The 12,767-nt window shown below is 33.4% G+C and carries 8 protein-coding genes; 7 read left to right on the top strand and 1 reads right to left on the bottom strand.

What is annotated here, in order from left to right; translation table 11 throughout:
- From lepB (BTJ66_RS06265) to BTJ66_RS06235, 7 genes are all read left to right on the top strand, one after another.
- Positions 1-519: a signal peptidase I gene (lepB, locus tag BTJ66_RS06265; RefSeq protein WP_099090115.1), complete on the top strand. Its 519-nt coding sequence runs from the start codon at positions 1-3 to the stop codon at positions 517-519.
- A gap of 18 nt (positions 520-537) precedes the next feature.
- Positions 538-1,113 carry a signal peptidase I gene (lepB, locus tag BTJ66_RS06260; protein ID WP_099090114.1) on the top strand — a complete coding sequence of 192 codons (576 nt, stop codon included), beginning with the start codon at positions 538-540 and terminating at the stop codon, positions 1,111-1,113.
- Between the two features lie 290 nt (positions 1,114-1,403).
- Positions 1,404-4,868 carry a helicase-exonuclease AddAB subunit AddB gene (gene addB, locus BTJ66_RS06255; RefSeq protein WP_099090139.1) on the top strand — a complete coding sequence of 1,155 codons (3,465 nt, stop codon included), beginning with the start codon at positions 1,404-1,406 and terminating at the stop codon, positions 4,866-4,868.
- The gene (gene addA / locus BTJ66_RS06250; RefSeq protein WP_193433019.1) at positions 4,865-8,524 is read left to right on the top strand and encodes a helicase-exonuclease AddAB subunit AddA; all 3,660 of its coding nucleotides are present in this window, start codon (positions 4,865-4,867) and stop codon (positions 8,522-8,524) included. Before addB ends, addA begins: the two co-directional genes overlap by 4 nt.
- Before the next feature lie 24 nt (positions 8,525-8,548).
- Positions 8,549-9,685, top strand: a complete 1,137-nt coding sequence (locus BTJ66_RS06245) for a DUF418 domain-containing protein (protein ID WP_099090112.1) — start codon at positions 8,549-8,551, stop codon at positions 9,683-9,685.
- 190 nt (positions 9,686-9,875) lie between these two features.
- The gene (locus BTJ66_RS06240) at positions 9,876-10,781 is read left to right on the top strand and encodes a fumarylacetoacetate hydrolase family protein (RefSeq protein ID WP_099090111.1); all 906 of its coding nucleotides are present in this window, start codon (positions 9,876-9,878) and stop codon (positions 10,779-10,781) included.
- 201 nt (positions 10,782-10,982) lie between these two features.
- Positions 10,983-11,372, top strand: coding sequence for a YisL family protein (locus BTJ66_RS06235; protein WP_099090110.1), 390 nt, complete (start codon positions 10,983-10,985; stop codon positions 11,370-11,372).
- Positions 11,373-11,433: 61 nt separating this feature from the next.
- On the opposite strand, the gene BTJ66_RS06230 is transcribed toward BTJ66_RS06235, so the two are convergent.
- Positions 11,434-12,756 carry a CoA-disulfide reductase gene (locus tag BTJ66_RS06230; RefSeq protein WP_099090109.1) on the bottom strand — a complete coding sequence of 441 codons (1,323 nt, stop codon included), beginning with the start codon at positions 12,754-12,756 and terminating at the stop codon, positions 11,434-11,436.
- Positions 12,757-12,767 lie beyond the last annotated feature (11 nt).

Raw genomic sequence — 12,767 nt, 5'->3', positions numbered from 1 at the left:
TTGCGAAAAATATTAAAACATTTGATTTCCATTATATTTGCGATTATTATAGTACTATTGATTCAGGCTTTTGTTGTTACAGGATCAGTGGTCAAAGATGACGCAATGTCTCCTAATCTAAAGCAAGACGATCGAATAATTGTTAATAAAATAAAGACAATATTTAATTTTTTAGACAATAATGATATGATTATGTATCGTAACGGAGATGATATTCAATTCAGTAGAATTATAGGGAAACCTGGACAGTCTATTGAATATAAGCACGGGTCATTATATAGAGATGATCATGAGATTGACGAAACGTATACAAATAATACTATCGAAAACTTGTCACTTAGAAATATTAAGGATTCTGAGGGAGATATCATTCCACCAAATGCTTATTTTGTGCTTAATGATCATCGTTCGAATAAGCAAGATTCTAGAACATTGGGCTATATTAAGAAAGAAGATATTATCGGTAATGTAAGTTTGAGATATTACCCGTTTGAAAAATTCGCAGTGAACTTCAATTAAATAGACGAGGTGTAAAAATTGAGAAAAGAGATAATCGAGTGGATTGTATCCATTGCTGTTGCAGTAGCGTTGGTATTGCTCATTGTTAACTTTGTAGCTAAACCATACACAGTTAAAGGTGATTCTATGGATCCTACATTAAAAGACGGAGAACGTGTGATTGTAAATTTGTTTGGGCATAAATTGGGCGATATTGATAAAGGTAATGTAATTGTATTCCATGCTACAAAAGAAAATGATTACGTTAAACGTGTAATAGGGACATCTGGTGATAATGTTGAATATAAAGATGACCAATTGTTTGTTAATGGTAAGAAGGTTAAAGAACCTTATTTAGATTATAATAAGAAAAACAAACAATATAATTACATTACAGGCAGTTTTAAAACAAAAGACATCAACCAAATAGATGAAAAAAATAAAATTCCTAAAGGTAAATTATTAGTATTAGGCGATAATCGTGAAGTAAGTAAAGATAGCCGTTCATTTGGTTTAATTGATGAAGATCAAGTTGTTGGTAAAGTATCATTCAGTTTCTGGCCGCTAAATGAAATGAAATTTGGATTTAATCCGGATACAGACTATGGAAAATAAAATAGTACTGAGATAGCACAGTATGCTTTCACAGTCTCATATAAAATTCAAAAAAATGAACCGAAGCACAATGTGTCTTCGGTTCATTTTATTTTAAAGTTGAAACATATTAATTATAAATTTTCTGGAAAGAAAATTGGCATTTATATATATGGTATATTTGTGTCCAAAATATTGTGAAAGTCATCATAAAAGTAATCTTTCCAATTAATAAATAATGGTAGGTATATGGATACTATAACAAGCTACTTTATATGTTAAAATGTGGGTCAAAGGAGTTGGCGCGAATGATGGAATTAAATGCTTATATCGGTAGAGCTGGTACTGGAAAATCAAAAGCGATTATAGAAGAAATTAAAGATAAAATGAAACAAGATCCATTAGGAAATCCTATTGTACTAATTGCGCCTACGCAGAATACTTTCCAACTTGAGCAAGCATTTGTAAACGACAAAGAGTTAAATGGTAGTTTGAGAACAGAAGTACTTCATTTTGAACGATTAAGCTATCGTATATTTCAAGAAGTTGGCGGTTTGATTGAGCAACAATTATCTAAAGCAGGCACTGAAATGATGATATACGATATCATACAACAACATCAATCTGAGTTGAAGTTATATCGTTCTCAGGTGAAATATTATGGCTTTAGTGAGAAACTATATGAACAAATACAAGATTTTAAAAAATATGCTGTATCACCCCAACAATTAGAATCATATATCGCGGAAAATGATTTACAAACTAGAACAAAACATAAGTTACAAGATATCGCACTAGTATATAAACATTTAGAAGATAGAATCAATGGAGAATATGTATCAACAGAAGATAGTTTACAACGTTTTATAACAATGATGGATCGATCAGAATGGCTTAAACACGCAGAAATTTACATAGATGGCTTCCACAACTTTTCAACGTTAGAATATCAAATTATCCAAAGTCTAGTAAAATACGCGAAACGTGTAACAGTTGTATTAACGACTGATGGTGATAAAGATCTTTTTAGTTTATTTAGAAAACCATCAGAATCACTTACACATATAGAAGAAATTGCGGATAATTTAAATATACAACTACATACGAAACAATTTAAGGAAGTACAACGTTTCACTCACTCTGACTTAAAGCATTTGGAGAAAAATTTTAATGCATTACAATTTGAACCAGTTCCGACAGAAGGAAATATTGAGATTTTAGAAGCTTCAGGCATGCGTGAGGAAATTAATGAAATTGCCCGACGCATTTTAAGAGAAAATCGAGAGCTAGGTCGCCGTTTTCAAGATATTGCCATTTTATATAGAGATGAAACCTATGCTTATTTGATGGAATCGATACTACCTCAATACGATATTCCCTATAGCATAGATGTGAAGTCGTCCATGACACACCATCCCATCATGGAAATGATACGTTCATTAATAGAAGTGATTCAAACAGGGTGGCAATTTGATCCATTAATGCGGTTGTTTAAAACCAATATATTGTCCCAAAAATTTAAAGATAGTCAGTATCTTATTGATATATTAGAAAATTTTGTTTTAGAGCGTGGTATTTACGGTAAACGATGGATTGATGACAAATATTTCGATATAGAGCAATTTAGAAAAATGGGCTTAAAACGTCAACCCTTAACAGATGAAGAGCGAGAAACTTTTGAACGTGTTATTCAAATGAAATCAGATGTTATTGCTAAAGTGATGCGATTTGAAGAACGAATGAACCATGCTGAAACAGCGAGAGCATTTGCCACGGCATTTTATGAAGCTATAGAATCATTTGATTTACCAAGTAAATTGATGACAGATAGAGACACGTTAGATGTTAATGGTCAACATAGAAAAGCAGAAGAAATAGATCAAATATGGAATGGTTTCATCCAAACTCTGGATGATTTGGTGACAGTGTTTGGTGATCAATCAATGTCTCAAACGCGTTTCTTAGAACTTTTTGATATTGGCTTGGAACAACTTGAATTTGTCATGATTCCACAAACCCTTGATCAAGTAAGCGTTGGAACAATGGATTTAGCGAAGGTAGACAATAAGCAACATGTTTACCTCGTAGGGGTCAATGATGGCGTTATTCCACAAACAGTTTCTGCTTCTAGTTTAATAACAGATGAAGAGAAGAAATATTTTCAACAACAGTCGGCCATTGAATTAAGTCCAACTGCTGATATATTACAAATGGATGAAGCTTTTGTTTGTTATATCGCTATGACAAGAAGTCGGTCAAATGTAACATTTTCTTACTCATTAATGGGAACTAATGGTGATGTGAAAGAACCGAGTCCATTTTTAAATCAAATTCAGCAATTGTATACGAATTTGGAAATACAAAATATTCATCACCAACACCAAGCTGAGCCTTTGAGGTTGATGGAACATCCACACCAAACTAAAATTGCGCTATTTGAATCTTTGAAGGCATGGTTAGATGATGAATTGGTAGCTGAGACATGGTTGGATACGTATCAAGTGATAAGGGATGATGAGCAATTAAACGATGGATTAACTTATTTACTTTCCGCACTCACATATGATAATGAAACGGTTCAACTGAGTGAATCATTGTCTAAAGATTTATATGGCTCAACAATTAACGCAAGTGTATCAAGATTTGAAGGGTATCAAGCGTGTCCGTTCAAACACTTTGCTTCACATGGTTTAAGGCTGAATGAGCGTACAAAATATAAATTAGAGAACTTTGATCTCGGAGATATATTCCACCGTGTTTTAAAATTCATTTCAGAAAAAGTTAACGGTGATTTTAAAAATTTGAATCCTAAAACAATCCATAAATTAACGGCAGAAGCCTTGAGCGAAATACTGCCAGAAGTACAATTTAATTTACTAGATTCAACAGCGTATTATCGCTATTTGTCACAACGTATTGGTGCGATTGTAGAAACGACATTGACAGCACTCAAATACCAAGGTAGCCATACTAAGTTTACACCACAACGATTTGAAGCAAGCTTCAGAAGAAAACCAAAAGATCAAAGTGAGTTATTGGCAGCGCCTTTACAAACGAAGCAAGGTATCCCAATCAATATTCGTGGTCAAATAGATCGCATAGATACCTATCAACATGGCGAAGAAAGCTTTGTAAATATAATTGATTATAAGTCTTCAAAGTATAGTGGAACATTAGATTTAACTAAGGTTTATTATGGTATGCAAATGCAAATGATGACATATATGGATATCGTTTTACAGAATAAATCACGACTAGGATTAACAGATATGACCAAACCTGGTGGATTACTGTATTTTCATGTACATGAGCCAAGAATTAAATTAGCTTGGAATCAATTAAGTGAAGAGAAAAGAGACACTGAATTTATTAATTCATTTAAGCTCAGCGGCTTATTAAATAGCGATAAATCTGTATTAGATGCTTTTGATACACGATTAGAACCAAGTTACAATTCAGATATTGTGCCGCTTGGATTGAAAAAAGATAGTGAAATTAAAAGCAATAGTAATGTTGCTGATGAAAACACTATTTATAAATTAATTAAGCATAACAAACAGAATTTTATTGAAACTGCCTCAAATATTATGGATGGTCATACAGAAGTTGCGCCAATGAAATATAATCAAACATTGCCATGTGATTTTTGCAGTTATAAACCGGTATGTCATGTAGATGGCATGATTGATAGCAAAAGGTATCGAACAGTTGATGAATCTATTAATCCTATAGAGTCAATTCAAGATGTGGATTTAGAAAGTGAGGGGGATGAGTGATGAGTGAAATTCCAGTGAAACCAATAGATACGAGATGGACAGATAATCAGTGGAAGAGTATCTATGCAAAAGGTCAAGACGTGCTTGTTGCAGCTGCTGCCGGTTCAGGCAAAACAGCAGTACTAGTTGAGCGTATTATTCAGCGCATCATCAACGATGAAATTGATGTAGATAAATTATTAGTCGTGACTTTCACGAATGCAAGTGCACGTGAAATGAAACATCGTGTAGACCAACGGATACAAGAAGCTTCAATAGAAGATCCCGAAAATGCACATTTGAAAAACCAACGTGTGAAGATTCATCAGGCACAGATATCTACGTTACATAGTTTTTGTTTGAAATTGATTCAACAACATTATGATGTCTTGGATATTGACCCTAATTTTAGAACAAGTAGTGAAGCGGAGAATATCTTATTACTGGAACAGACAATAGATGAAGTATTAGAACAGCATTATGATATTTTAGATCCTCATTTTGTAGATTTAACGGAACAATTATCGTCAGACCGTAATGATGATAAATTAAGAAATACGATTAAAGCAATGTATTACTTTAGTATAGCGAATCCAGATCCTTTAAACTGGTTACAATACTTGTCGAAGCCTTACCGTGAAGAATCGCAACAAGAAGTGTTATTAACGTTACTCAATGATTTAGCAATGATATTTATGAATTCAGCGCTAGAAGCTTTAAATAAAAGTTACGATTTATTTATGATGCTTGATGAAGTGGACAAACAAGTTGCCGTATTAGATAAAGAGCGGCGATTTTTAGAAGAAGCGATGGATGGCGGTTTATTAAATACTCAAAAAATTGCAGAGCATCAATTTGAAGCACGTTTCCCAGCTAAAAACAAAAAGATTAAAGAAGCGAATGAAATGATGATGGATGCATATGATGATGGTAAAAAGCATTATGATCATTACAAATCATTAGTTACAAAAGTGCAAGAGGATTATTTTTCACGCGAAGCCAATGATTTGAAAGCAGACATGCAACGCTTAGCGCCAAGAGTAGCTTATTTGGCACAGGTAACGGCAGATGTTATTGCGCAATTTAATCAAAAAAAACGAGGGCGCAACCTATTAGATTTCTCTGATTATGAACATTTTGCATTAAGTGTATTAATGGATTCGGAAGGTAATCCTTCAGATATTGCAGATATGTACCGCAATCAATTTGAAGAAATACTTGTTGATGAATATCAAGACACCAATCGTGTTCAAGAAAAAATCATATCTTGTATTAAACGAGGCAGTGAAGCTGATGGCAATCTATTTATGGTTGGGGATGTGAAACAGTCTATATACAAATTTAGGCAAGCTGATCCAAGTCTATTTATAGAGAAATATAATCGTTTTACACTTGATGGAACAGAAAGTGGTATGCGCATTGATTTATCTCAGAATTTTCGCTCAAGAGCAGAAATACTAACAACAACTAATTATTTGTTTAAACATATGATGGACGAAGCTGTGGGAGAAATTGTCTACGATGATGCAGCTCAGTTGTACTATGGCGCTCCCTTTGATAATAAACCGCATGATGTACAGATGAACATGTTAATTGAAGACCCTTCTTCAGATTTAAACGGTTCCGAGCAAGAGGCCGAATATATTGTGCAACAGGTTGAAACAATAATGTCTGAGCATGAAATTTATGATGTTAAATCCGAGCAATATCGCAAACCGAGCTATAAAGATATTGTTATTTTAGAAAGGTCGTATGGACAAGCACGTAAAATGCAACAAGCGTTTAAGGATCATAATATTCCATTTCATGTCAATAGCAAAGAAGGGTATTTTGAACAAACTGAAGTACAGTTAATCTTATCATTTTTAAGAACGGTAGATAATCCTTTACAAGATATTTATTTAGTTGGATTGATGCGCTCAGTTATCTATCAATTTACTGAGGTAGAGTTGTCTAATATACGTGTGTTTAGCCCTAATGATGATTACTTTTACCAATCTATTAAGCACTACATGGCAAATGAGGTTGCTAATAAAAAATTAGTTGCCAAACTTGCATCATTTTTAGAAGATATTGAACAATATCAGGATTATAGTCAAAGGCATCCAGTCTATCAACTCATTGATAAATTTTATAATGATCACTATGTAATTCAATACTTTAGTGGCATTATTGGTGGAAAAGGTCGTCGAGCAAATTTATATGGATTATTTAATAAAGCAGTTGAATTTGAAAATTCAAGTTTTCGTGGGTTGTATCAATTTATTCGTTTTATTGATGAACTTATTGAACGTGGTAAGGATTTTGGTGAAGAGAATATAGTAGGTCCTAATGATGATGTAGTAAGAATGATGACCATTCATAGTAGTAAAGGCTTAGAGTTTCCATTTGTTATTTATTCAGGACTTTCGCGTAAATTTAGACGCGATGATTTACATAGACCGGTTATTCTAAATCAAAATTATGGTCTAGGTATGATGTATTACGATGTAGAGAGCAACTTAACCTATCCCTCTTTATCTTCTGTAACCTATAAGGCTATCGCTGAAAAAGAAATGGTTTCAGAGGAAATGCGTCTCATTTATGTTGCATTAACACGTGCGAAAGAGCAATTATTTTTAATTGGCAGAGTTAAAGATGAGCAAGCACTTTCACAGTTAGAACAAGTGTCAGTATCGGAAACACATTTGCCGGTGAGCTACCGGATTACAGCGCAGCGTCCAATTGACATGATTTACCCTATTCTAGCTAAATATCAATCGTCTTCCTTACCGACTGAATTGCGATTTGAGCGCTCGTTGGACGATGTTGATCAAACGATGCGACCATATGTACAATTAAATACAGCCTTTTATGAAGATATTGCATCAGAAGCGGTTGTTGATGTAGGTGAGCAACGGAGATTATCGGATATTGAAGTGAGTAATTCGAATAATGAGGCACTTAAAGCTCAAATTCATAAGCAATTAAGTTACGAATACCCATATAAAGTTGCTATTGCTAAGCCGTCGAAACAATCTGTTTCAGAGTTAAAACGTCAACATGAAACGGAACAATCAGATACGAATTACGATAGGGTCAGACAATATCGTATTGGTTCTACTTCGTATGAAAGGCCTTCATTTTTAAGTCAGAGTAAGCAAAGAAAAGCGAATGAAATAGGTACACTCATGCATACTGTAATGCAACACTTACCTTTTTATAAAGAAGGACTATCTCAAGGTGATGTAAATGAACTCGTTGATCATTTAATTACACAGCATATTATCTCAGAAGACGCTAAACAAGATATCAGATTCGATGATATATATCATTTTATAGAAAGTGATTTATACCAATTTATTGCTGAAAGTGATGAAATATATCGTGAATTGCCATTTGTCGTTAATCAAAATGAAGTCGATAGGAAACAGAATATGGAAGAAGATACTTCAATTATTCAAGGAATGATCGACCTTATCTTTGTAAAGGATGGACAATATTATTTTGTAGATTATAAAACGGATGCCTTTAATAGACGTAGAAATATGTCTGATGAAGCGATAGGTGCCCAATTAAGGGACCGCTATAAGATTCAAATGGAATATTACCGTAATACACTGGAAACAATATTGAAGAAAGATGTTAAAGGATACTTATATTTCTTCAAATTTGGTCAATTGTCTATTGATGATTAAGCATACTAATTAGGAGGTTCAGTTGTGTCATCACAGCAAAGATTATTTGAATTAGATGCACTGAGAGGTTTGAGTTTATTAGGTATTATATTGATGAATATCCTGGAATTTAGCTTTCCATACGAACAAGTTAATTTATCTGAAGTCTTAGTAGGTTCAAATGCTGCTATTTTACATGTGGTTACCTTATTTGTTATAGGCTCGTTTTATCCAATTTTTGCATTTTTATTTGGATATGGTTTGCGTATTATGTACGACAATAGTCAGAGGAAAGGGCTTAACTATTACCCACTCATATATCGAAGATTAACGTTTTTAATGGTACTTGGATTGATACATGGTATGTTTATCTTTTCTGGCGATATTTTATTTGGTTATGCATTGACCGGCATGATCGCTGTATTATTTATTCAGTCAAAAACAAAATCTTTGGTAAAAGGTGCGCTGATATTATTTAGTTTGAAAATCATATTATTAGTAGCGCCATTTGCCATATCTTCATTATTAAACGATCCATACGAACAAATAAATTATACGGGCATACCATTATCAACATTAATAGAATATAATCAGAATGGAAATTACCTAGAATTTTTAAAAGTAAATGTAATAGAAAGCATATATAGCATAATAGATGTTATTTTTGGATCTGCTTATTTTGAATATTTACCATATATTTTAATTGGGATGACAGCACAAAAATTAAATCTTGTAAGAAAAATACAGCAACAGAATCAAGCTGCGATAAAATGGGGAATCATCTGTCTTTCAGTAGGTTACTTAATTAAATTACCATATGCATTAGATTATGCTAATCATTCCTATCAACTTATAAGTACTATTGGTGGTCCTATTGTGGCAGCTGGTTATATATTATTGTTTATTGCAGTGTATCAATATACAAAGGCAGCACGTTTACTTAAGGTTTTTACATATCTAGGAAAATTAAGCCTTAGTGTGTATTTATCGCAAAGTGTGATTTTAACTTTCATTTTTATGGGAGTAGGTCTAGGATTATATGATAAATTGCCATTGTATCAGTCGTATGCAATTGCTTTAACGTTGTATGTAGTGCAAATTTTTGCTTGTTATGGCTATTTGAAATATTTTAAACTTGGTCCAATGGAGTGGATTTGGCGAAAATTCACTTATCTAAAGTGAGGCTGGGGTAGGATAAATGCGTTTCTCTCCCATAATGCGCCACATTAGGCTATGAGATTTCAAAAAATGATGGCGTAGCGCTTGTTAACTTACTGTCGGAATTTTCTGCACATGCCAGTGATTTATTTGTTATTTGGTAGTAATTATAGTTATAATATGTAATAAGATATAGATGAGGAGCTGATATTGAATGAAATTCCTATCATTCAGACATGAAGGAAATACATCTTATGGTGTGAAAGTGAAACGTGAAGAAGCTGCATGGGACTTGAAAAAAGTATTTGCAGATTTTGCTGAAGGTTCATTTCATCCTAAAACGCTATTAAATGGATTGCAACAAAATCAAGTCGTAGATTTTCAAGAACAAGTTCGTAAAGCAGTTGTTGCCGCGGAAGATAGCGGTAAGGGTGAAGATTATAAAGTTCAATTTACTGATATTGAATTTTTACCACCTGTCACACCGACGAATAATGTGATTGCTTTTGGACGTAATTATCAAGACCATGCTAACGAATTAAATCACGAAGTACAACGTTTATATGTGTTTACAAAAGCTGCTTCGTCATTAACAGGTGATAATAGTACAATTCCTAATCATAAAGATATTACGGATCAACTTGACTACGAAGGTGAGCTAGGAATTGTCATTGGTAAATCTGGTGAAAAAATACCGAAAGGCCTGGCATTAGATTATGTTTATGGTTATACAATTATCAATGATATAACAGACCGTAAAGCTCAAAATGAACAGGACCAAGCATTCTTATCTAAAAGTTTAACAGGCGGTTGCCCTGTGGGACCATATATTGTTACCAAAGATGAACTACCTACGCCTGAAGATGTAAATATCGTTACAAAAGTAAACAACGATATCCGTCAAGATGGTAATACAGGTCAAATGATTCTTAAAATAGATGAATTAATTGAAGAAATTTCAAAATTCGTAGCATTACATCCAGGTGATATAATTGCGACAGGTACACCAGCAGGTGTTGGTGCGGGTATGAATCCACCTCAATTCTTACAACCTGGTGATGAAGTTAAAGTAACGATAGATAATATTGGCACATTAACAAACTATATTGCTGATAAGTAGTATATCATTTCGAACAACTGGTTAATCTTTGATAGATTAGCCAGTTTTTTATCTATTTTAGTGTATTAATGTAGTTTTTTTGAAATGTTTTGATATATTGAGTATGATAAGTAGTGTAATCTTTTGATATTAAAGTTAAAAGAGTACAATATACTTCTGTTTTTATATTTTTTGAAGTAAAAATTGTGTGGGGGGTATACCATGTTACATATGCATATCGCAAGCTGGGTTTTATTAATTATCTTGTTTTTTGCAGCTTATTTTAATTTCTCTGAAAAACAAGGAGCATCACCTTATTTTAAGCCACTTCATATGTTATTAAGATTATTTATGTTATTAGTCTTAATTTCTGGTTTTTGGGTTTGGATACAAGCATTTTCATCAGGTGACGCGGGTAGTCACATGTTACTAACGTTGAAAATGATTTGTGGTGTAGCTGTAGTTGCTTTAATGGAAGTTACAATGACTAAACGTAAAAAAGGTCAACCTAGTAATGGTTTAATGTGGACTACAGTTTTAATTATTATCTTAACAATGATTATTGGTATTATTTTACCAATGGGACCAATCACGCAAATGTTTGGTTTATAAACCGTATAGTTTATGAAAAATAAGCCGTACATTTCTATGATTAGAAATGTACGGCTTATACTTATTTATTGCGTGCTTTATAACCAATCATATTGATAATGTCTTTTGGTCTACTGTAAGGAGGGGCATAAGCTACTTCAAATTCAACAAGTTCATCAATTGTGAGTTGATGCATCATGGCCATTGAAAGTACATCGATACGTTTATCTGCCCCTTTCTTACCTACTGCTGCAGCACGTATAATACGCCGATTTGTTTTATCAAAGTAAACACGCAAATGAAGTTTAGTATTTCCTGGGTAATAACCAGCATGTTCACCTTGATTTGCTTCGACCATAGAATAATCAAAATGTTTAAGCTCTTGTGGTGAAACGCCGACGCTAGCAAAGGTATAATCGAAGAATTTTACAATGTTTGATCCCAAATAACCTTTGAAGTGTATAGTTCGATCACCAGCCAATTGCTCAGCGATGACACTTGCGCCTCTGTGTGCGCCCCAAGCTAATGGTACATGTGCACTTAAATTAACATGACGATAATGGGAGGTAATGATATCACCTAGTGCGTAAATATTTGAAATATTTGTTTGAAATTGGTCATTTACTGGTACGTAGCCTTTATCATCTAAAGTCACATTAGAATTTTTAATGAATTCTGAGTTTGGTTTGACACCAACGCCTTCAATGATTAAATCATAGTGTTCAACTTTACCTGATTCAAAATGGACTTCATTGCCTATAACTTTTGAAACTTGTTCATTGAATCTATAAGCAATGTTTCGCTTATCCATTTCATCAATAATTGCTTGATTCATATCTTGATCCATCAATTTATTAATATGAGTGGAACGATGAATGAGTGTAGGCGTGATACCGCGCTCATATAAGTTATCTAAAATTTCAAGTCCAATATAACCAGTACCTATTACAAGTGCATTTTTGACTTGATTCTTTTCAATGAAAGACTCAATGGCATCTGTATCTTCCATATTTCTTAAAGTGAACGCAATTGGACTATCTAAATTTAAAGCATTTGCACTACAGCCAGGACTTAATATTAATGTGTCATACTGTGCTTCAAAAGTCGTTTCATGTACGCGATCGTAAACCGTAATTGTATTTTTAGAATCATTAATGGATGTTACTTCATGATAAGGTTTTACGACTATGTGTTTAGATTCATAAAACGACTCGGGCGTTGCTTCGAGTACTTTATCACGAGCATCTACAACGTTACCTAAATAATAAGGCAAGGCACAATTAGCAAAACTCATATCACGATCTTTTTCAAAGACGACAATTTCACTTTCTTGATCAAGTCTTCTAATTTGGCTAGCTACTGTTGCGCCACCGGCAACTGCACCAACAACTACAATTTTATTCATAATGAATGGAT

Source organism: Staphylococcus edaphicus (genome assembly GCF_002614725.1).
GTDB classification, from domain to species: Bacteria; Bacillota; Bacilli; order Staphylococcales; family Staphylococcaceae; genus Staphylococcus; species Staphylococcus edaphicus.
Note: the sequence above shows the minus strand (reverse complement) of the source record. Positions and strands in the feature narration are given on the sequence as shown.

Coding starts and splice junctions, on each gene's coding strand:
- addB (WP_099090139.1), top strand. CDS start 1,404: ATGGAATTAAATGCTTATATCGGTAGAGCTGGTACTGGAAAATCAAAA.
- BTJ66_RS06240 (WP_099090111.1), top strand. CDS start 9,876: ATGAAATTCCTATCATTCAGACATGAAGGAAATACATCTTATGGTGTG.
- BTJ66_RS06235 (WP_099090110.1), top strand. CDS start 10,983: ATGTTACATATGCATATCGCAAGCTGGGTTTTATTAATTATCTTGTTT.
- BTJ66_RS06230 (WP_099090109.1), bottom strand. CDS start 12,756: ATGAATAAAATTGTAGTTGTTGGTGCAGTTGCCGGTGGCGCAACAGTA.